The organism is Psychroserpens sp. (assembly GCF_047633235.1).
Taxonomy (GTDB): domain Bacteria; phylum Bacteroidota; class Bacteroidia; order Flavobacteriales; family Flavobacteriaceae; genus Psychroserpens.
In genome coordinates this window covers 12,944-34,930 of record NZ_JBLIET010000031.1, presented here as the reverse complement: position 1 = coordinate 34,930, position 21,987 = coordinate 12,944, and the positions used below count along the sequence as shown (strand labels likewise).

Here is a 21,987-nt window from a genome sequence, read left to right as displayed (position 1 = left end):
TCTACGAAAAGTGTTCCTCCACATTCTGTGTAATCTCCACTTAATTCTCCTTCAACAGTACCTGCAATTAAACATAATTCATTTGAAGCTCCATTTGAATAACTCAAAGGGCTTGCTGTAAATGATCCTGCTTCTTCACATGAAATTGTCATGTCTTGTACTTCATCAAAAGATGCAACTAATGCTGGTTCAACGGTAATCGTTTTCTTAGCTGTAATTGTTCTATCACAATCATCAGTATATGTCCAATCTACGAAAAGTGTTCCTCCACATTCTGTGTAATCTCCACTTAATTCTCCTGCAACACTATCTGCTATTAAACATACTCCAGTTCCTCCATTAGTATAACCTAAAGGGCTCGCTACATATTGATTAGCTAATTCACAAGTTATTGAAATATTTTCAACGTCATCAAAGACTGCAACTGGTGCTGGCGCTACTGTAATCGTTTGGCTAGTTGTGATTGTTCTATCACAAGCATCAGTATACGTCCAGTTAGCTGTAAGTGTTCCTCCACATTCTGTGTAACCTCCACTTAAGTCTCCTTCAACTACTCCTTCAATTAAACATTCTCCATTTAAAGCTCCGTTTGTATAACCTAAAACACCTGCTTCAAATGACCCCGCTTCTTCACATGAAATTGTCATGCCTTCTACGTCGTAAAATGTTGCAACTGGTGCTGGGTTAACTTTGAACTGCTGTCTTGCTGTAATTGTTCTATCACAATCATCAGTATACGTCCAGTCTACAAATAGTAATCCTCCACACTCTGAGTATTCTCCACCTAATTCTCCTGTAACAGTACCTGAGATTAAACATGCTTCAGTTGAAGCTCCGTTTGTATAACTTAATGAACCTGCTTCAATTAATCCTGCTTCTTCACATGAAATTGTCATGTGTTCTACATCGCTAAATGCTGCTACTGGTGCTGGCAAAACTGTAACTTCTTTCTTAACTGTAATTGTATTACCACAATCATCAGCAAACGTATAGTCTACATAAAGTGTTCCTCCACATTCTGTGTAATCTCCACTTAATTCTCCATCAACACTACCTGCTATTAAACATGCTTCATTTGAAGCTCCGTTTGTATACCCTAATGAACCTGCTGTAAATGATCCTGCTTCGTCACATGAAATTGTCATGTCTTCTACGTCATCAAATGCTGCAGCTGGTGCTGGCAATACTGTAATTGCTTTCTTAGCTGCAATTGTTCTATCGCAATCATCAGTATATGTCCAGTCTACGAAAAGTGTTCCTCCACATTCTGTGTAATCTCCACTTAATTGACCTAAAACAGTACCTTCTATTAAACATGCTTCAGTTGAAGCTCCGTTTGTGTAGCTTAATGATCCTGCTACAAATGATCCCGCTTCTTCACATGAAATTGTCATGTTGTCTACGTCGTCAAATGCTGCTTCTGGTGCTGGCTCAACTGTAATCGTTTTTATAGCTTCAATTGTATTACCACACACATCAGTGTACGTCCAATTTACGAAAAGTTCTCCTCCACATTCTGTGTAAGATCCACTTAATTCTCCATCAACACTACCTTCAATTAAACATACTTCATTTGAAGCTCCGTTTGTGTAGCTTAATGATCCTGCTGTAAATGATCCTGCTTCGTCACATGATATTGTCATGTCCATTACACCATCAAATGCTGCCGTTGGTGCCGGCTCAACTGTAATCGTTTTCTTAACTGTAATTGTTCTATCACAATCATCAGTGTATGTCCAATCTACATAAAGTGTTCCTCCACATGCTGTGTAATCTCCACTTAACTCTCCTGCAACTTCTCCTTCTATTAAACATGCTTCATTTGAAGCTCCGTTTGTATAACCTAAAGAGGTCACTATATATTGATTTGCTACGTTACAAGAAATAGAGATGTCCTGTATTGGATTAAATACTGCAACTGGTGCTGGATCAACTATAATAGTAAATGGTCCTGCACTTAATGGACGATCACAAGAATCAACACCATCATAAGAAACAGTTATTGTACCACCACATTCTGTATAGTCAATGTTTACATCTGCTTCAATAGAACCAGAAACTGAACATGCTCCTTGAGCAACTCCATTACTATATGTAGCGTCAGGTGCAGAAAAATCTGCAACATCCTCACATGATATGTTAGTTGGGAATTCTCCTGTCGTTAAAGTAGACTCTGGAGCAGGTAATACTGTTATCGTTTGAGTTTCAGAAACTGATAAACCACAATCATCTGTGGCAGTATAAGTTCTAACAACTACACCACCTAAACATGACCCATTTAAACCGCTTGTATCATCAGTAGCAAGAGGAGTAACCTTCGAAGAACAATTATCTGTAGCAAAAACTTCACCTTTAGCTGGTAAAGGAATTTCATCAATACAATTAACTGTAATATCTCCAGGAACTCCTGTAATTACAGGTGCATCCATATCCCCTCCAGTGTATGTTATAACAATTGACTCAGCAAAATTTAAGCAATCATCTTGAATAGTATAAGTATATGTTGCTAACCATTTACAATCAGTTCCTTTGGATTGTTCGTCTTTAGTAACATTTACAGTACCGCAGTTATCAAAAAATAATGCCGCAATATCTTCTACTGTTGGCCCTTGAGCTTTTTCAGAAAAACATAAATTTAATCCTGTCTCTCCTGTTGGAATACTTGCTCCTTTAGGAAGTAGAGGCGCTTGAGTATCTCCACCACTATAAAATATATCTAAGTCATCTAACATGTTTCCACATGTATCTGCAATAGTATACTTATATAGTACAGACCATTCACAGTCGCTACCAGTTGGCGTACCAGATTTATTAACGACAACATCGCCGCAGTTATCTGAATACAAAGCTGCAATACTTGCCGCTGTAGGCCCCACAGGAGCGTTATCAAAACAAACATTCAAGTCTTGCGCTCCCGTAGGAACAACAGCACCTTCATTTAGCACTGGTGCAGAAATATCGCCACCATTATAGCTAAATTTGATTTGCTCTTCGAAGTCTCCACACTTAACGTCATAAGTGTACTCAACATTCCAAGCGCAGTCATTTCCATCCATAAGAGCAGACTTAACTACTTCAGCAGGAATGTCTCCACATTGATTAAGGTAAAGATTTGCAACATCTGCCTCAGAAGGTCCAGAAGGTGCATCATTTAAACATCGGTTAAAGAAAGTACTTCTTTCCGATTCTTGGGCGAACATCGAATTTACATTAAACGCGAAAAGCATGAAAAAGGCAATAGCCTTCATGCTTGTACTTCGTTTAGTCATAAAATCAATGCTACAACACGATAAATTCGTGATAGATGGCCAAATTTTGGCGCGTCCACCACTTCGGGTAAAATTGCTCATAAACATAACATTTGGTTTTAAATTAATTTATTTTAACATTTATATTGACAATACAAGTATTGCCAGCAAAAACATAAATACAAGATTTACGTGTAAGCTTAAAATTAGATTTTGATATACTGAATAAACAGAACATCAAATAGAATGAAACCATCCTAAATCAATAAATGCTACTAATCAATTGTTGTGCTATCAAACAATTTTTGGGTAAGAATAACAGATTAATTTGCTATTAAGTTAAGCTGCTATAAAGTATAAAAAGAACATTTCTCCTTCTACTTCGAATCAAAAATAAAGTATAATATACTGGCGTCCAAATAAATTTATTCTTTTTTTAAAGATTAAACCGTTGAACAATTTTTTTTACCTTTAATCGAAAAGTATGTTATTATCGATGCTAAAATCATCGATAAAATGTACTGTTTTTTCCATAAGTTTATAAAAAACTTTGTCTTCTGTAACAAATGGAACCTCAGATCTGTAACTTTCTAAAAAAGAATTTATTAAATCTGAAGACCTCGATGGTTTTCTAAAATAAAGAGCTTGTGAAGCGTTCAATAATTCAATGGCCAAAACACGTTCCACATTGTTGACAATACTAAAACACTGGGTCGCCGCATTTGCTCCCATACTCACATGATCCTCTTGACCATTGCTCGACACAATACTATCGACACTAGCAGGAGTAGCCAACTGCTTATTAGCACTCACGATACTTGCTGCGGTATATTGCGGAATCATAAAACCAGAATTCAAACCTGGGTTATCCACCAAGAACATAGGTAAGCCTCTTAACCCAGACACTAATTGGTAGGTACGTCTTTCAGAAATATTACCGAGCTCTGCCATTGCAATTTTTAAATAATCTAAAGCCAAAGCTAAAGGTTGACCGTGAAAATTTCCGCCTGAAATAATCTCATCATCTCCAACAAAAATATTTGGATTATCTGTGACCGAGTTTATTTCAATTTTAAATGTTTTATGCACAAAATCTAAAGTGTCTTTTGTTGCACCATGTACTTGAGGTATGCATCTAAACGAATATGGATCTTGAACATGCGCTTTATGCTGATTAATCAATTCACTGCCTTCAAGGAATTCTCTAACTCTCTTTGCAGTATTAACTTGACCTTTGTGAGGTCTAACTAGATGAACTAATTCACTAAATGGCTCAATTCTGCCATCAAAAGCATCTAAGGATATACTTCCTATTAAGTCTGCGAAATAGGAAAGCTTATGTGATTTTATCAGTAAGTAAATTCCGTAAGCACTCATAAATTGAGTTCCGTTTAACAATGCAAGACCTTCTTTTGATTGTAATTCTATAGATTCCCAATTAAATTTTGATAGAATGTCTTTTGACTTATACACCTTATCCTTATATAGGACTTCACCTTTAGCAATCAACGGTAAAGCTAAATGTGCTAATGGCGCCAAGTCACCAGAGGCACCTAGAGAACCTTGAGTATAAATAATTGGCAAAATATCATTGTTAAAAAAATCAATGAGGCGTTGTACTGTTTTTAATTGAACGCCACTATGACCATAACTTAATGATTGTACTTTAAGCAACAACATAAGCTTGACTACTTGCTCAGGAACGCGCTCACCAATACCACAGGCATGAGACATCACTAAGTTCTCCTGTAATTTCGTAAGCTTATCTTTAGAGATTTTCACATCGCACAAAGAACCAAACCCTGTATTAATTCCATAGATGGGCTGATCTGTATTTTTAATTTTATTATCTAGATAGCTTCGACATGCTTCTATTTTTTGTATTGATTCTTTGGATAACTCTATTTTCTTATTCTGAAAAAGGATATCATTAACGGTTGAAAGTTCTAAAATTTCCGAAGAAATAAAATGCGTTGTTTTCATAGTTAGGTTTTACGACTTCAAACTTGAGAATAACATCTCTACTTTGCAACATAATGTTAATAATTAATAAAAGATGACTTAAAAAAGATGATAAACTGTATTTTTGAATCACTAAAATAATAAAAAATATGAAAAGATTAATTGTTGCCTTAATAGCGCTATCGGTTTTTGCTTGTCAGCAAGAAAAGAAAATAGACTATGCTGTTATTTCTGGAAAAATAGAAAATTCTAAAGTTAAAAACGCAATTGTTAGTAATGCCGATTTTAAAGCAGAAATAGCGATTAACGACGATGGCACATTTACTGATACGCTTCGTATTCCTGAAAACGGATTTTACACGATGGCAATAGGTAGAGAGTTCACAGCAATGCATATAGGGTTTGCAGACAATATTAAGGTAACGCTTGACGCTAAGAAATTTGACGAAACTATTACGTATACTGGCGAAGGCGCTATTAAAAACAATTATTTAGCTGCAAAAACTTTAAGTAATGGAAAAGCTACAGCCAATGCAGTTGAATTTTACTCCATGGATGAAGATGATTTTAAAACTAAATTATCTGAAATTGAAACAGAAAATGAAGCGCTTTTAAATGGTTTGACTAATGCTGATGATGCTTTCATTTCTGTAGAAAAACAAAATATCATCTATGATAAGTATCTCATGATGAATAACTATTCCCAAAGACATGGTTATTATACTAAAAAGGAAGATTTTGAAGTATCGGATAGTTTTATTCCAATAGCATTAAAAGACATGACATTTGATGATTCAAAGGCTTACAAATCTTCTAGTTCATATAAGGACATGGCTTTTGACAGAGTATTGACAGGTCTATTTGAAGGTTTAGGTGATGATATTTCATCAGTTTCTCCAGAAGATTTACAAGGCGTTTCGAATATCAAGATTCCTGCATTAAAAAATGATGTTATTGATTATTTGTCAAGCTTCTTAGTATCACCTGGTAATGAAAATATGGAAGCAGTCTACAATTTCTTTATTGAGAACAGTACTAAGGAGGACACTAAAAAGAAACTTACAGACACTTTTGATAAAAATAAAAATCTAGTAAAAGGCAAACCTTCTCCTCAGTTTGTGAATTATGAAAATCATAAAGGTGGTGCATTATCTCTCACAGATTTAAAAGGAAAATATGTATATGTAGATGTTTGGGCAACTTGGTGTGGTCCATGCATTAGAGAAATACCGTCTCTAAAAGATGTTGAGAAAAAATTTCACAACGAAAATATAGAATTTGTTAGCACCTCAATTGACCAATCTAAAGACCATGATAAATGGGTAAGTATGGTTCAAGATAAAGACTTGGGTGGACTACAATTAATGGCAGATAAGGATTGGAATTCTAAGTTTGTAAGAGACTACGCCATTCAAGGTATTCCAAGATTTATTTTAATAGATCCAAATGGCAATATTGTAAGCGCAGATGCACCAAGACCATCAGACCCTAAATTAGTAGAGTTATTAGAAAAAGAACTCAAGATACAACCTTAATAAATTTATAAATATCAAAAACACCACTTCAGTTGAAGTGGTGTTTGTTTTTAAACATGCTATTATTGAGTATTTTTAATCGTCAGGTTGTGCCTCTTCAACTTGTGGCTGTTCAGGTTGACTAAATAAATCGATATAGGCTTCCCCTAAAGTTTCAATAACATGACTCGCTATAAGACTCTGATAACCTAAAGTTTCAATGGCAATATCTGCAGCTTTACCATGAAGATACACTCCAAAAATAGCCGCATTTAGAGGACTATATCCTTGTGACAGCAAACCTGTAATGACACCTGTTAAAACATCGCCAGTTCCAGCAGTTGCCATTCCAGGATTCCCTGTTGTATTTACAAAATATTTATCATTAAAAACAGTAATTGTATTTGCGCCCTTGATGACTAAAATTACGGTATACTTTTTAGAGAACTGTTTTGCTTTTTCAAGCTTATCAAAATCGTCTTTCCACGTCCCTATTAAACGTTCTAATTCTTTGGGATGTGGTGTTAAAACTGACCTCTCAGGAAGCAGTTTTAAGAGCATTTTTTTCTTTGATAAGATATTAAGTCCGTCGGCATCAATAACTAATGATGTTTTATTTGTTTTTAGAAATTTTTCTAGAGCTGCGACGGTTTCAGTTGCTGTCCCCATCCCTATCCCTAGTCCAATAACAGCAGGCTCTATGTCAAATTCTATCTCAGAAATAATAGCGTCATTTTGATCGGTAATCACCATACCTTCAGGGAATGCGGTTTGCAAAATTTGATATCCGCTTTTTGGCACATATGAGGTCACTAATCCAGCACCAATAGACAATGCGGCGCGGCTCGCTAAAACAACTGCACCTATCTTACCATAGCTACCTCCAATTATTAAACTGTGACCATAATCTCCTTTATGAGCAAATTTCTCCCTGGGTTTATACATAGGTACCACCTCATTTTTTCCTATTAACTCGGTCCCCGTTTCTGTGGCAAGCAAAAATGCTCTATCAATGCCAATATCAATAACTTCCCATTGTGTAGAAAATTTAGCAGTTTCTGGTAAAAAAAATATCAATTTTGGCGACTGAAAACTAAGCGTATAGTTGGCCCATACAACTCCATTTTCATCTTCAATTGCTTTATCTGTATAAACTCCAGAAGGAACATCTATGGCCAAAGTAAATGCCTCGCTTTGCTTAAAGTGAACAAATAATGATTTTACCCAATCCCTTGCTGGTCTGTTTAAACCAATTCCAAAGACGGCATCCACTATGATATCATCTTTGTGGATCTCAGGAAAATCAGACTCGCAAGCGAGCATATCTGGCCACTTTTTAGTGGTCTGCTTTATCAAGTCATAATTAACTAAGAAATCTTTGGTACGTTTGTCACTGCAGTTCACCACATAGGTTTTCACATTGTAACCATGGGTAATTAACTGTCTTGCGACGACCAATCCATTACCTCCATTATTTCCAATCCCACAAAAGACATGAATAGGCACTTGAGCGCCTTGCATTCTAATATGAAGCCAATTGAATATTTGAATTCCAGCGTGCTCCATTAATTCTGTTGACGTAATACTTTGTTTTTTTGCTGTAAGCTGATCGCCTTCGTAAATTTGTTCTTTTGAAAATATCTTCATGTATACTGTATAATGTTGATTATAAATTTGTCATTTATACTAGTAAAAATGACGAATTATTGAATAGATTCCTTTTAAAGTGAAAAATGTGCAAAACATCTTTCAAAATTTTTTTATTCCTGTAAAAATAATACATTTGATATGTATAGGCTTAAAAAAATGACAAACCTAAATCCAAATATTTTTGAAATTTTCATCTCTTTGTCTAGTGGGATGACGTTTGGTATGATCACCCAAAGGGGGTTCTAGCAATATGTCTTCAATAAGCTCCTAGGTTACAAAAAAGATTTAAATAAACAAAATTCACATTTAAACATCTAAAAATGAATGTTTTAAAATTTGGCGGAACTTCTGTAGGATCTGCAAAAAACATAAATAAAGTCATTTCAATTCTCGACAATTATTCGCAAAATAATCGTGTAATTTGTGTGGTTTCGGCAATTGGAGGAATTACAGATAAGTTATTAAAAGCCGCTGAAATGGCTCAGAGAAAAAACCGAGATTATATCTCAGAATATGACGCTATTGCAGAGAAACATAACTCGATTGTATTAGAATTAATTCCTTCAGGAAATCAAACAATTTCAACGCATCTCAACAACAAATTACAAGACCTTAGAAGTCTTTTAGATGGTATATTTTTAATCAATGAATTATCTCCAAAAACATCTGATAAATTAGTTAGTTTTGGAGAATTACTATCGGCTTTCATTATTGCCGAAACGATGAAAAGTAGAGGTCTAGATTGCAGTAGAAAAAATAGTCAGGAATTGATTGTAACGAATTCTAATTTCACCAGGGCAGAAGTCCAGTATCAACAGACTAATACTAACATAAAAAGTTACTTTTCCGAAGCAAAAGAGCAAATCACTATTCTCCCAGGGTTTATTTCAAAATCAACAAATGAAGAATTAACTACTTTAGGTCGAGGAGGTTCTGATTTCACGGCAGCTATAGTCGCTGCAGCTTTAAAAGTCAATTCTCTTGAGATTTGGACAGATGTAAGTGGGATGTATACAACCAACCCAAAACTAGTAAAACAAGCATTTCCTATTGAGAATTTATCTTATCAGGAAGCCATGGAATTATCTCATTTTGGCGCCAAAGTCTTATATCCCCCAACAGTACAGCCTGTTTTGGATTTAAACATTCCAATTCACATAAAAAACACATTAAAACCTGAAGCCATTGGCACAAAGATTTCAAATGATTTTATCGATAATTCGGCAACTCCTGTTAAGGGAATTTCTAATATTGATAATATTGCTTTGTTGACACTTCAAGGTAATGGAATGGTTGGAATTCCAGGATTTTCAAAACGTCTCTTTGAAACGTTAGCACAGGAAATGATTAATATCATTTTTATTACTCAAGCCTCATCAGAACATTCTATTTGTTTTGGAATTGACACCAAAGATTCTCAGCTAGCAAAAGCAGCTATTGATACTACATTTGAAAATGAAATTTCACTACATAAAATTGACCCTATACTTATCGAAACTGGCTTATCAATTATTGCGCTTGTAGGCGACAAAATGAAGAGTCACCAAGGTATCAGTGGTAAAATGTTTAGGACTTTAGGAAAAAATAATATTAATATAAGAGCCATCGCACAAGGCGCTTCAGAACGAAATATCTCAACAGTGATAGTAGAAAAAGATGTCAAAAAAGCTTTAAACGCGCTACATGAACGTTTCTTTGAAGACAAGAACAAACAACTCAATGTCTTCATTACAGGTGTTGGAAATGTAGGAGAACGACTTGTTGAACAAATAAAGCAGCAAAGAAAATATTTGAAAGAGCAATTAAAAATCAATTTAAAAGTCGTTGGTTTATCCAATTCTAGAACCATGATTTTCAATGATGACGGACTCTCATTAAAAGATTGGAAATCAGAATTACAAACTGGAGAAAAAGCTACATTAAATGGTTTTTTGGAGCGTTCAAAAGAGTTCAATTTACGTAACAGTATATTCGTAGACATTACTGCTAATGAAGATATCTCAAGATTGTATGGCGCTTATTTAAAACATAGTATTGCTGTTGTTGCTTGTAACAAAATAGCATGCTCAAGTAGCTTTGAAAATTACAGAGAACTTAAAGAATTATCACTTAAATACAACGCGCCATTTTTATTCGAAACAAATGTTGGTGCTGGATTACCTGTTATTGATACGCTTAATAATTTAATTGCTTCTGGGGATACAATCATATCTATACAAGCTGTTTTATCTGGTAGTTTGAATTTTGTATTCAATAATTTTGATGATACGACGAAGTTTCATGATGTCGTTAAACAAGCCCAAAAAGAAGGCTACACAGAACCCGATCCAAGAATTGATTTAAGTGGTGTTGATGTCGCTAGAAAAATTCTAATTTTAGCTCGTGAAAGCGGAACAGAAATGAACCTCGAAGACATAGAAAACGATTCGTTTTTGACTACAGCTAATTTAGAAAGCAATTCTGTTGATGATTTTTATAAAACATTAATTGATGATGAAGCGCATTTTCAGAAGTTATACGCTTCAGCAAAAGCGAATGATCGTCAGTTAAAATATGTGGCAGAATTTAATGATGGAAAGGCAAAAGTAGGTTTACAAGAAATCCCTCAAGGACATCCTTTTTTCAACCTTGAAGGCAAAGATAATATCGTCATGTTTTATACACAACGTTACCCAGAACAACCTATGATAATCAAAGGCGCTGGCGCTGGTGCAGATGTTACTGCCTCAGGATTATTTGCAGATATTATTAGAACGGGTAATAAGTAGGTGATTTTTTGTATTTAAATAGTTTTCGGTCGCAGTATACAGTGTTTACTTGGATGGGAATAAAAATAAATAGGTTTTCTTCGGAAAAATAGAAACTAAACGAATTCGCAATTGCGGAAAGTAAGATATGAACGAAATAAAAATTTTCTCTCCAGCAACAGTTGCCAATGTCTCTTGCGGATTCGATGTTCTCGGGTTTTGCCTAGACACTATTGGAGATGAAATGGTCATTAGAAAAACGGACAAAAAAGGCATTCATATCACTAAAATTGAAGGTTACGATTTACCATTTGAAGCCGAAAACAATGTGGCTGGCGTTTCTGCTTTAGCATTATTTGAAGCTGCCCAACCAGATTACGGATTCGAAATTGAAATCTACAAAAACATAAAACCTGGAAGTGGTGTTGGCAGTAGTTCAGCAAGTGCTGTTGGTAGTGTTTTTGGGATAAACGAACTTCTAGGACGCCCCTATAACAAAACACAACTCACCAACTTTGCTATGAAAGGCGAAGCTCTGGCGAGTCAATGTGAGCATGCAGATAATATTGCTCCTGCTATTTTTGGCGGTTTCACATTAGTAAAATCTGTTGCACCTCTTGAGGTGTTGCAATTACCAACACCAAAAGATCTATTTGCAGTGATTATTCATCCTCAAATTGAAATAAAGACTTCAGAGTCTAGAGCAATTCTTCCCAAGCAGATCCCATTACAAGATGCCATTACCCAATGGTCAAATGTTGGGAGTTTGGTGCACGCCTTGCACACCAGTGATTACAAATTATTAAGTAGATCATTGACAGATGTTGTGGTAGAACCTCACCGCAGTAAACTGATTCCGCACTTTGATGCGGTTAGGCAAGCTGCACTTGACCATGGCGCTTTAGGTTGTGGAATTTCAGGATCTGGACCCTCTATTTTTAGTTTATGCTACGGAAATAAGGATGCTCGAAAAGTTGCTAAAGCCATTGAAGCTATCTATTCTGAAACTAGGATTCCTTTTGAAATCTATGTGTCAGGAATAAATACTAAGGGCATTAAAATATTATAAATGAATTACTATAGTCTTAATAGAAAAGCACCAGATACGAATTTCGAAAACGCAGTTATCAAAGGACTTGCGCCAGATAGAGGCTTATATTTTCCCAGGGAAATAAAGCCGTTACCTGTCTCATTTTTTGAAGATATTGACAATAAATCGTATCCTGAAATTGCCTTTGAAGCGATTAAACAATTTGTAAGTCCAGAAATTCCAGAAGATATTTTAAAAACGATTGTTGAAGAGACGTTGTCGTTTGACTTTCCGGTTGTAAAACTGGATGATAAGATCTCAACATTGGAGTTATTTCATGGACCAACCATGGCTTTTAAGGATGTTGGCGCTCGTTTTATGGCGCGATGTTTAGCCTATTTTAATAAAAATAACACCAATGAAGTGACGGTTTTAGTTGCTACTTCTGGAGATACAGGAGGTGCTGTTGCCAATGGGTTTCTAGGTGTTAAAGGTGTTAATGTTGTGATATTATATCCTTCTGGGAAAGTGAGTGATATTCAAGAAAAACAACTGACAACGCTTGGTCAAAATATTACTGCTTTAGAAGTCGATGGAGTGTTTGACGATTGTCAAGACATGGTTAAAAAAGCATTTTTAGATGCCCAATTGACTAGAAAAATGCAATTAACATCTGCTAATTCTATCAACGTAGCGCGTTGGTTACCACAACTCTTCTATTTCATGTTTGCTTATAAGCAATTGCATCATCAACATAACGAAATTGTGTTTTCTATTCCTAGTGGTAACTTCGGTAATATCTGCGCAGGAATGGTAGCGCAACAATTAGGATTACCCATCAAACATTTTATTGCCTCTAATAATGCAAATAATGTAGTTACAGAATATTTAGAAACAGAACACTACAATCCCAAACCCTCTGTAGCAACCATTAGTAATGCAATGGATGTTGGTAACCCAAGTAATTTTATACGCATCCAAGAAATTTACGATAACGATTTTGAACGTTTACAAGCCAATTTATCGTCTTTTAGTTATACAGACGATGAGACAAAAACAGCGCTTCTAGAGATTTACGAACGCTATAACTACGTTGCAGATCCTCATGGCGCTATTGGTTATTTAGGCTGTAAAGACCATTTGAAGACCAACCCAAATGCACACTGTGTGTTTTTAGAAACGGCGCATCCAACTAAGTTTTTAGATGTAGTTGAAGACGTAATTAAAACTACAGTTGCTTTACCACCTCAAATTGAAGCTTTAATGGGTAAAGAGAAAGTCGCTTTACAGATTTCAGATTATGAAGGATTGAAGGCCTTTTTGTTGGGTACAATTTAGAAAGACACAATTACGTTAGCCTTACTACAATAACAAATACAACCAGATGAATCCAACAATCTCAAAATGTATGCTTAGCGCTTTACTCCTATTGTCTTTGTACTCATGTGATAGATCATCTTGTGAAACAGACAATCCTGCCTTTCTAAATAACGGGGTTCTCAGCAAAGTATATCAAAGAGAAGTGGTTCATCAAATTGAAATCGTTGGAGAAGATAATCTTAGATTTTGGTTATCAGATTATGTAGAAAAAGACCAAAAGCATTATTTGGTGTTTTATGTGCAAAATGATAATTTATGCGCTCAAGCTGTGATGCAAATTGATCATGAAGATAAAACTTTATCAGAAATTGTGAACACGAAAGGCAAAGGTCGTTTTAATGCTGAATTTAAAGGCGTTTCTTTTGATGTTTCTCAAGATGATAATGACAACCTTTTGATTCGTTATACTGGATGTGAGTCTATAATTGATTAGCTTTGACTAGTTAAATTGTGGCCTATTTATGAAAAAACTTTACTTATTTACAATAGTCTTATGCTCCTCATTATTTAGTTTTTCACAAGATTTAGAGATTGGAGTTAAACTAATAGAAAACAATACAGTTAAAAAAGTCACGTCATCAAAATCAGTATTATTTGTAATTGAAGATGACACACACTACATTCATTTTTATTTGGATTTAGCCAGAAAGATAAAGCGAAAGCTAAGAAAATCTACTAGTGCCGTTGACTTTAATTATGAGATGTCATCTGAATTTAAACCTTTTGAATTTGATTTAAAAAGAATCCCAAACAAGAAATATGACAAATCAAATTATGATATTGTTTGTTTTCTTGAAACCTCAAACATGAAAAATTTTGATGCGACCAAAGAAAGGGAACGCGTTATTATATTTGATTTAGATTTAAATATATCGGAAAGCTCAACAAATAAAACAATAGAAATAGCTAAACTGCATATTGCTGCAAATAACTTTATTGCAGACCATAATAAAGAAGCTGCACATTTAATTTCAGAGATTATAATTCAATAACTCTTGTTTATGGTTGTAAAAAAAGTTAATTTAATTAAACTGATTAGACCCAAGGACATTACCCGAAATTTAAGAAATGAAATATAAAAGAAAATATTTCGGCCGTTGTTGGTATTTTCCACCAACAAATATCGGTAAAAAACACCAATATAAGCAGTGGAGACAGAATTACTGAATGTGTTAATTTAACCAATGTTGTTTCTCTAACTCCATAGAGATTCCTGCATACGCAGGAATTCCTAATCCAAACTAGGTAACTCCAACCCATTTAAAACACTCTTCTTTGTCATTAACTTTTCAATTTCCGAAGAGGTGCGAGGCGCTTCCGCAGATAAATTTATGGGTCCATTTTCTGTAATCAAAATATCATCTTCAATGCGTACAGCAATACCATGCCATTTTGGGTCGCAATCGCTCCCAATTGGGATATAAATTCCTGGTTCTACCGTAATCACCATATTAGCTTGTAACTGTCCATACGTTCCTGGATCATGAACATCTAAACCAATATGATGCGATGTACCGTGAGGGAAATATTGTCTCGCTTCTGTTGCGTTTTTTGCAATCCCTAAATCAATCAAACCTTGATACACCACCGCTCGTGCTGCAGTATCTGGAGATTGCATCGTATTACCAATTACAGTTGCTTTTATACCTGCTTCTTGGGCGTCATAGACAATATCATAAATGGCTTTTTGCGCGTCACTAAATTTCCCGTTTGCAGGAATTGTTCGCGTCACATCTGCTGTATAACCATGATACTCTGCACCTAAATCCATAAGGACAAGATCATTTTCTACTTTCATTTTAGAATTCTCGATGTAATGCAGCACGCAACCATTATTTCCAGCACCCACAATACTTGGGTAACCTTCATATTCACTGCCATATTTTTTGTAGATATATTCATGAACACCTTGCACTTCGGTTTCAGACATTCCTGGATGCATCGCTTTCATAATTTCACGTTGCCCCATGGCAGAAATTCGCACCGCTTTTTTAAGCAACACCAACTCATCAGCCGTTTTTATTTCTCGTAATCCTGCCATTAACCGTGACAAGGTTCTAGTATCTGTCTTTATAGTTTCTGCTTCCATATCCGCATTAGCATCCACTTCGATTGCCTCCGTTTTATTTTCAATCGTATAATTATTAATAAGTTTTATTTGCGTTTTAAACGACTGCACCAAATCATATAGGTCTGCTTCATCTCTGGTATCTCTATAATCATCTCTAAAATCTGCATACATCACTTTGTCAAAAGAAGCGAAATCGATATTAGAATCTAAAAATTCATTGCCATTGTAGGCATTATCAAATCCTAGTTCTGCTTTTGCACCTTCAGTTCCCAATCTGCGACCTGTCCACTGTTCTGCCTGAGCATTACGTTGTTGCACATAGAATTTTTCGTTAACGCTATTTTCTTCGGAAGTGTTCTGAGGTTCAGAGAAAATCACTAAAACAGCATGAGGCTCCTTATAACCCGTGAGGTAATAAAAGTTAGGATCTTGATGATAGACATATTCGACATCATTGGCACGATTACGAACTGGGTTTGCAAAAAATACAGCGACACTATTGGCTGGCATGTTTGCACGTAGAGCATCACGTCGCTCTTTATGGAATTCTTTACTTAAATAATCTTCTGGTGTTCCGTTTTGAGCCATACCTAAGAAGGACAAAATCAGTGTAATAAGTATTGTAAATAAAAGTCTCATGAGTTTCTGTTTTTTAAACATTTAAAATTAAGGATTATCTCCTTATTTTTAAAAAAATATTTTAATATTAACATATTTATAATCTGTTTTTATCCCGAAGCACAGTCTAAAGAACAGATATTTTTCGATACATTTGTGGCTCAATTTTTTAATAAAACAATTAACAAAGCATTTTCTATTTTACGGAAACCTAAACTACTTTTTTGATGAAAAACACAGCCTTAACAGCAACTCACGAAGCGCTTGGTGCGAAAATGGTACCTTTTGCAGGATATAATATGCCAGTACAATATGACGGCATCAATGTAGAACACGAAGCGGTACGAACTGGTGTTGGTGTATTTGATGTGTCGCATATGGGAGAATTTTTAATTGAAGGCCCTCATGCATTAGATTTAATTCAAAAAGTAGGCAGTAATGATGCGTCAAAATTAACAATTGGCAAAGCGCAATATAGCTGTTTACCTAATGATGACGGCGGCATTGTAGATGATCTCCTCATTTACAAAATTGAGGAAGAAAGCTATCTACTGGTTGTTAATGCTAGTAATATTGAAAAAGACTGGAACTGGATTTCTTCTAAAAATGATGTTGGTGCAAGGATGCGCGATTTAAGCGAAGACTATTCGTTACTAGCCATTCAAGGCCCTAAGGCGGTTGAAGCCATGCAAAGTTTAACAAGCCATAATCTTGCAGAGATTAAATTTTACAACTTTGTAGTTGGAGACTTTGCTGGTATTGAGAATGTGATTATTTCGGCGACTGGTTACACCGGAAGTGGCGGATTTGAAATTTACTGCAAGAACAATGAAGTACAGCAAATTTGGGATAAAGTAACTGGGGCTGGTGCAAAACCTATTGGATTAGCTGCTCGTGATACACTGCGTTTAGAAATGGGTTTTTGTCTCTACGGAAATGATATCAACGACACCACCTCGCCAATTGAAGCTGGTTTAGGCTGGATTACAAAGTTCTCAAAAAAGTTTATAAACTCTGAAGCTTTAGAAGATGAAAAACGCCGTGGACCAGAACGTAAATTAGTGGCGTTTGAAATAGATGACCGTGGCATACCACGTCAAGGTTACGATATTGTTGATTCTAGCGGAAAAACGATTGGTAACGTAACATCGGGAACCATGTCTCCAAGTTTGGGTAAAGGTATTGGCATGGGTTATGTACCGACAATTTTAACAACGGTTGGTAGCAAATTACATATTCAAATTCGTAAAAATACAGTTCCAGCAACTGTGATTAAACTACCTTTTTACAAGGGCTAAAGTATTCTCATATAAACACCTTATCCATTTTGATAAAAATCAAACTCAATAGCTATAAAACTTTATTTTTTTCCTTTCCAGAAATTTCGGGACTGCAAGATAATGTCATGGTTTTAAAGGTAATGCTTTTAAGGTTTAGACACTATTGTAAAAAACTGACTAAAGAGCACAACGGGTTTAAATTAGATTGAAGACAGATTTAATGAAGGAGTTTTCGAGCAAACATCGCATCTTAATTTTAGGTGCTAGCGGTTTTATAGGTAATGCCATTTACAAAGAGCTTTTAGGTTACTTTATGACCTTTGGCACGTATCGTGTCCCAAAGAAAGTGTTCGAAGACAACCATCAGTTTTTTCAATATAATGTTGAAGAAGACGATGTCTACGAGATTTTAAAAGCGACAAAGCCCACCATTATCATTTCTTGTTTACGTGGCGATTTTAGAGCACAAACCATCGCTCATCAACATATTGCCGAATATCTCGTAGAACAGAATTGCAAACTCATCTTCTTATCCTCTGCAAATGTATTTGATGCGTACAGCAAATACCCTAGCTATGAATTGGATAAAACCTTGAGCGGAAGCGTCTATGGTCATTTTAAAATTAAGATTGAAAATATGTTACTACGTCTTCCGAAGAAAAAAGTAGCGATCGTAAGATTACCTATGGTTTTGGGTTCTCAATCACCACGGCTAAAAGAATTAAAGCAGCATTTACAAAACAAAACTGCGATTGAAATTTTCCCAAATATCATAATGAATGTGACCACAGAATCAAAATTGACACAACAAATTCATTACATTATCAACCAAGATAAATATGGAATTTTTCATTTGGGAAGCACAGATTTAGTGCATCATGATGATTATTTTAAAGATATTGTTGAACAAATTACGTCAAACAACGAGGTGCTTTACAAGCATGTGTACACCACTAATGAAGATCGTTATTTAGCAGTTTTACCAAAATTCAACAAACTGCCAAAACATTTAGAAATCACAAGTGCTGAGGTACTTGAGGATCTAACAAAGTAAAATTTTGCGATAAAAAAGAATATGTTTGACTTTTTTAATAATTTGAAAGCTTAATAACTTTTATTCTGCAGTAAAAATATGCTACCTTTAAGTAAAAATAAAGTTATGGGTTTATTAACAGATGAAAATATAGAAAAAAGATTACTTCGCTTCCCTGATTGGGAACATAGAAATAACACTTTATACGCAGAGTTTGAATTTGACAATTTTAAAGATTGCTTTAGTGCAATGAGTAGGATTGCGTTTGAATGCGAAGCTCAAGGTCACCATCCAGACTGGACAAATGTTTACAATATGCTTAAAATCTCTTTGTCTACACATGATGAAAACGGTGTTACAGAAAAAGACTTTAAACTGGCAGATGCTATTGAAGCCATCGTAGAGGTTGAAGAGTAGGCACGATTCCTTAGTTATTAATTCATTCTAGAGTGCGCACTATCTAAACATTTATGCTAAAAAGTTCATATTTTGTTTTACTGTTGTCTTTAGTTTCTTTTTTTGGCTACGGTCAAAACAACGGGCTGTTTTGTGACCAAATCATAGCACTGAAAAGAACTATTAAGATCAATCATTACCAACCAAAAGTTGTTGATGATAGTTTATCCACGCACGTTTTTGATTTATTTTTAAACAGTTTGGATGAAGACAAACGCTTGTTTACAAAAAGTGATGTGGCTCAATTTGAAAATGATCGGTTCACATTAGATGACTATATCAATACAGGGAGTTGTGAGTTTATCAATAACTATACAACCATCCTATCTGCACGTCTTGAAGACACTAAACGTGTAATTTCTAATATAGAAACTGAAGATTTTGACTATACAGGAAAAGATACTCTGATATTCAAACCAGAAGCTACCTTTAAATATTTTAACAATGATGAAGCAATAAAAAGCTATTGGAGTAAACGTTTACGCTATAGTATTTTATATACACTAGTTGAAAATGATTCCGTATTAGAGCATATTCAAAATGACTTCAAAGCTCTTGAAAGCGTCTTAAAACCGAAGGTAATTCAAAAAGAATTATGCAAACTCGAAGAGCTTAAAAACAGATTAGGAAGCGTTGATAATTTTGTAAGGGAAACATTTTTAAATGCTTATTTACACTACCAAGATCCTAATTCCTCTTTTTTTAATGCTTCCGAAAAAGAAATGTTTGTAAACGCCTTATCCAATGATCAATTATCTTTTGGAATAATAACTTCAAAAAATGAAGATGGCGACATTATTATTGTTCACATCACTCCTGGAAGTGCCGCATTTAATAATGTTAATCTCGAAGTTAATGATGTGATTAAATCACTATCAACAAACATGAAAACTTTGGAAACCTATTGTGTTTCTAACGAAGATGTCTTAGCATTTACAAGTGACCAAAACCATAATACCATAACGTTTAAAATTAAAAAGCAAAACGGTACACTTCAAAACATTGAGCTCACAAAAACCAAGACAAAAACAGAAGAAAACACAGTCTTTGGCTATATCATAGAAGACAAATCTAAAGTTGGTTATATTAGTATCCCTAGTTTTTATTCGGATTTAGAATCACCTAACGGATTAGGTTTAGCCAATGATGTGGCTAAAGAATTATACAAGCTTCAAAAAGAAAATATTGCAGGCTTAATTCTTGATTTACGGTTTAATGGTGGTGGTTCTATGAAAGAAGCTGCAGATCTTTCTGGTATGTTTATTAATAAAGGGCCACTCTCTATTTTGAGATACTCCAATGGAGAAACCTACACTATTAACGATATGAATAGAGGTGCTTTATTCACAAAACCCATAGTTATTTTGGTTAATAATTATAGTGCATCAGCCTCTGAGTTTTTTGCTGCATCTATGCAAGATTATAATCGCGCTGTAGTGATTGGCTCTGCGACACATGGCAAAGCTTCTGCCCAAGTAATTATCCCTATAGATGCGAATGAAGCTTTAGGATTTGCTAAAATAACTGTAGAGAAGTTTTATCGCGTTACGGGCAAAAGCCACCAAGCACAAGGAGTCATTCCAGATATTATATTACCAAATCTTTATGATGGTTTTAATACTCAAGAAGAATTTATAGCATATGCGCTTAAAAATGATTCTATTGCTGGTATTCAAAATTTTCCAAAACTTAAGAAACTTCCTATTGAGCAATTAAATAAAAAAAGCTTATCACGTGTCGGTAATAACTCCACTTTTAAGACTCTTAAACGTCTGAATAAATTAATTATAAAAAACCATTTTGAGCTGGACACTGAGTATCCATTGACTTTAGACAATGTCTATGGCGAAATGACAAGGTATAAAAACCAATGGAATAAAATCAATACACCTCTTGAAAATCACAGTTCCAGATTTATTGTTAAAAACACAGAATACACCGAGGAAGTCATCAGTTATAATGCTGACAAAAAAATAATTAATCAAGCCTATTTAAAAGATATTAAAACCGATATTTATATTGAAGAAGCTCAACGAGTTCTTCAAAATTTATTAAACTTAATTCCGCTAAATTAAGTTTGAAACCTAGATTTACAAAATATTCTGAATATGTCGAGTCTGAAAATAATTAATGCGAAATCCTAAAAATCCTGAATTAAGACAAAAAATGTATCCAGATTAGTTTACTTTGAACTTTATATTGTGATTCTATCGAAATTTCGATAATTTTGAGTCTAATTAAAATCACATAAACACAACAGCAATGGGAAGAGCTTTTGAATTTCGTAAAGCAAGAAAAATGAAACGATGGTCTGCAATGAGCAAAGCCTTTACTCGTATAGGTAAAGACATTGTTATGGCAGTAAAAGAAGGTGGTCCAGATCCCGATGCTAACTCTCGCTTACGTGCAGTAATCCAAAATGCCAAGTCTGTTAACATGCCTAAAGTAAATGTTGAGCGTGCTATAAAAAAAGCAAGCGAAAAAGGTCAAGGCGATTACAAAGAAGTCATTTTTGAAGGTTATGCACCTCATGGTATTGCTGTTTTGGTAGAAACTGCAACCGATAATAATACCAGAACTGTTGCTAATGTTCGCAGTTATTTTAGCAAATGTGATGGTAGTTTAGGTACCTCAGGCTCTGTTGTATTTATGTTTGATCACACTTGTAATTTTAGAATTAATGCTGAAGGCTTAGATCCTGAAGAATTAGAACTAGAATTTATAGATTTTGGTGCAGAGGAAGTCTTTGCAGATGACGACGGGATTTTAATTTACGCACCTTTTGAAAGCTTTGGCGCTATCCAAGAAGAATTAGAGTCTAGAGATATAGAAATACTCTCTTCTGGCTTTGAACGCATTCCACAAGTCACAAAAGTAGTATCCGCAGAAGAGGCTCAAGATATAGAGAAACTTCTCGAAAAATTAGAGGAAGATGACGATGTGCAAGACGTGTATCATACGATGGAAGAAACTACGGAGTAGTTCATTAATTAAAGAG

General features: G+C 34.9%; 15 protein-coding genes. 11 read left to right on the top strand and 4 right to left on the bottom strand.

Going from position 1 to position 21,987, the window contains the following annotated elements; translation table 11 throughout:
- On the bottom strand, window positions 1–3,350 hold a 3,350-nt coding region (locus ACJAZK_RS10735; protein WP_415223960.1), incomplete at its 3' end, for a hypothetical protein.
- A gap of 369 nt (window positions 3,351–3,719) precedes the next feature.
- On the bottom strand, window positions 3,720–5,231 hold the full coding sequence (hutH, locus tag ACJAZK_RS10730) for a histidine ammonia-lyase (protein WP_415223959.1): 1,512 nt from the start codon (window positions 5,229–5,231) through the stop codon (window positions 3,720–3,722).
- 128 nt (window positions 5,232–5,359) lie between these two features.
- Between hutH and ACJAZK_RS10725 the strand changes: the two genes are divergently transcribed.
- Window positions 5,360–6,745: a TlpA family protein disulfide reductase gene (locus ACJAZK_RS10725; RefSeq protein WP_415223958.1), complete on the top strand. Its 1,386-nt coding sequence runs from the start codon at window positions 5,360–5,362 to the stop codon at window positions 6,743–6,745.
- Between the two features lie 75 nt (window positions 6,746–6,820).
- On the opposite strand, the gene ACJAZK_RS10720 is transcribed toward ACJAZK_RS10725, so the two are convergent.
- Window positions 6,821–8,371 (bottom strand): NAD(P)H-hydrate dehydratase, encoded by a 1,551-nt coding sequence (locus ACJAZK_RS10720; RefSeq protein ID WP_415223957.1) that lies wholly within the window; start codon window positions 8,369–8,371, stop codon window positions 6,821–6,823.
- Between the two features lie 323 nt (window positions 8,372–8,694).
- Between ACJAZK_RS10720 and thrA the strand changes: the two genes are divergently transcribed.
- The 5 genes from thrA (at window position 8,695) to ACJAZK_RS10695 (ending at window position 14,523) form a co-directional block, all read left to right on the top strand.
- Window positions 8,695–11,142 carry a bifunctional aspartate kinase/homoserine dehydrogenase I gene (thrA, locus tag ACJAZK_RS10715; RefSeq protein ID WP_415223956.1) on the top strand — a complete coding sequence of 816 codons (2,448 nt, stop codon included), beginning with the start codon at window positions 8,695–8,697 and terminating at the stop codon, window positions 11,140–11,142.
- A gap of 127 nt (window positions 11,143–11,269) precedes the next feature.
- Entirely contained in the window at window positions 11,270–12,190 is a 921-nt protein-coding gene (locus tag ACJAZK_RS10710) for a homoserine kinase (RefSeq protein WP_415223955.1), read from the top strand.
- Window positions 12,191–13,489: a threonine synthase gene (gene thrC, locus ACJAZK_RS10705; RefSeq protein WP_415223954.1), complete on the top strand. Its 1,299-nt coding sequence runs from the start codon at window positions 12,191–12,193 to the stop codon at window positions 13,487–13,489. It begins immediately after the preceding gene.
- Between the two features lie 46 nt (window positions 13,490–13,535).
- Entirely contained in the window at window positions 13,536–13,964 is a 429-nt protein-coding gene (locus tag ACJAZK_RS10700; RefSeq protein ID WP_415223953.1) for a hypothetical protein, read from the top strand.
- Between the two features lie 28 nt (window positions 13,965–13,992).
- The gene (locus tag ACJAZK_RS10695) at window positions 13,993–14,523 is read left to right on the top strand and encodes a hypothetical protein (RefSeq protein WP_415223952.1); all 531 of its coding nucleotides are present in this window, start codon (window positions 13,993–13,995) and stop codon (window positions 14,521–14,523) included.
- 239 nt (window positions 14,524–14,762) lie between these two features.
- On the opposite strand, the gene ACJAZK_RS10690 is transcribed toward ACJAZK_RS10695, so the two are convergent.
- On the bottom strand, window positions 14,763–16,241 hold the full coding sequence (locus ACJAZK_RS10690) for an aminopeptidase P N-terminal domain-containing protein (RefSeq protein ID WP_415223951.1): 1,479 nt from the start codon (window positions 16,239–16,241) through the stop codon (window positions 14,763–14,765).
- A 206-nt stretch (window positions 16,242–16,447) separates the two neighbouring features.
- Here ACJAZK_RS10690 and gcvT point away from each other — a divergent pair, with 206 nt between their 5' ends.
- From gcvT to ACJAZK_RS10665, 5 genes are all read left to right on the top strand, one after another.
- Window positions 16,448–17,518 (top strand): glycine cleavage system aminomethyltransferase GcvT, encoded by a 1,071-nt coding sequence (gene gcvT, locus ACJAZK_RS10685; RefSeq protein WP_415223950.1) that lies wholly within the window; start codon window positions 16,448–16,450, stop codon window positions 17,516–17,518.
- 202 nt (window positions 17,519–17,720) lie between these two features.
- Window positions 17,721–18,554 (top strand): sugar nucleotide-binding protein, encoded by an 834-nt coding sequence (locus ACJAZK_RS10680; RefSeq protein ID WP_415223961.1) that lies wholly within the window; start codon window positions 17,721–17,723, stop codon window positions 18,552–18,554.
- A 105-nt stretch (window positions 18,555–18,659) separates the two neighbouring features.
- Complete coding sequence (locus ACJAZK_RS10675; RefSeq protein WP_028873428.1) at window positions 18,660–18,950, top strand: 4a-hydroxytetrahydrobiopterin dehydratase; 291 nt, start codon at window positions 18,660–18,662, stop codon at window positions 18,948–18,950.
- A gap of 53 nt (window positions 18,951–19,003) precedes the next feature.
- Complete coding sequence (locus ACJAZK_RS10670) at window positions 19,004–21,064, top strand: carboxy terminal-processing peptidase (RefSeq protein ID WP_415223949.1); 2,061 nt, start codon at window positions 19,004–19,006, stop codon at window positions 21,062–21,064.
- Between the two features lie 187 nt (window positions 21,065–21,251).
- Window positions 21,252–21,971, top strand: coding sequence for a YebC/PmpR family DNA-binding transcriptional regulator (locus tag ACJAZK_RS10665; protein ID WP_415223948.1), 720 nt, complete (start codon window positions 21,252–21,254; stop codon window positions 21,969–21,971).
- Window positions 21,972–21,987 lie beyond the last annotated feature (16 nt).

What these genes read in the sequence shown, in the direction of transcription:
- gcvT (WP_415223950.1), top strand. Translation starts at nt 16,448, where the DNA reads ATGAAAAACACAGCCTTAACAGCAACTCACGAAGCGCTTGGTGCGAAA.
- ACJAZK_RS10695 (WP_415223952.1), top strand. Translation starts at nt 13,993, where the DNA reads ATGAAAAAACTTTACTTATTTACAATAGTCTTATGCTCCTCATTATTT.
- hutH (WP_415223959.1), bottom strand. Translation starts at nt 5,231, where the DNA reads ATGAAAACAACGCATTTTATTTCTTCGGAAATTTTAGAACTTTCAACC.
- ACJAZK_RS10680 (WP_415223961.1), top strand. Translation starts at nt 17,721, where the DNA reads ATGAAGGAGTTTTCGAGCAAACATCGCATCTTAATTTTAGGTGCTAGC.
- ACJAZK_RS10675 (WP_028873428.1), top strand. Translation starts at nt 18,660, where the DNA reads ATGGGTTTATTAACAGATGAAAATATAGAAAAAAGATTACTTCGCTTC.
- ACJAZK_RS10690 (WP_415223951.1), bottom strand. Translation starts at nt 16,241, where the DNA reads ATGAGACTTTTATTTACAATACTTATTACACTGATTTTGTCCTTCTTA.
- thrC (WP_415223954.1), top strand. Translation starts at nt 12,191, where the DNA reads ATGAATTACTATAGTCTTAATAGAAAAGCACCAGATACGAATTTCGAA.
- ACJAZK_RS10710 (WP_415223955.1), top strand. Translation starts at nt 11,270, where the DNA reads ATGAACGAAATAAAAATTTTCTCTCCAGCAACAGTTGCCAATGTCTCT.
- ACJAZK_RS10725 (WP_415223958.1), top strand. Translation starts at nt 5,360, where the DNA reads ATGAAAAGATTAATTGTTGCCTTAATAGCGCTATCGGTTTTTGCTTGT.
- ACJAZK_RS10665 (WP_415223948.1), top strand. Translation starts at nt 21,252, where the DNA reads ATGGGAAGAGCTTTTGAATTTCGTAAAGCAAGAAAAATGAAACGATGG.
- ACJAZK_RS10720 (WP_415223957.1), bottom strand. Translation starts at nt 8,371, where the DNA reads ATGAAGATATTTTCAAAAGAACAAATTTACGAAGGCGATCAGCTTACA.
- ACJAZK_RS10700 (WP_415223953.1), top strand. Translation starts at nt 13,536, where the DNA reads ATGAATCCAACAATCTCAAAATGTATGCTTAGCGCTTTACTCCTATTG.
- thrA (WP_415223956.1), top strand. Translation starts at nt 8,695, where the DNA reads ATGAATGTTTTAAAATTTGGCGGAACTTCTGTAGGATCTGCAAAAAAC.
- ACJAZK_RS10670 (WP_415223949.1), top strand. Translation starts at nt 19,004, where the DNA reads ATGCTAAAAAGTTCATATTTTGTTTTACTGTTGTCTTTAGTTTCTTTT.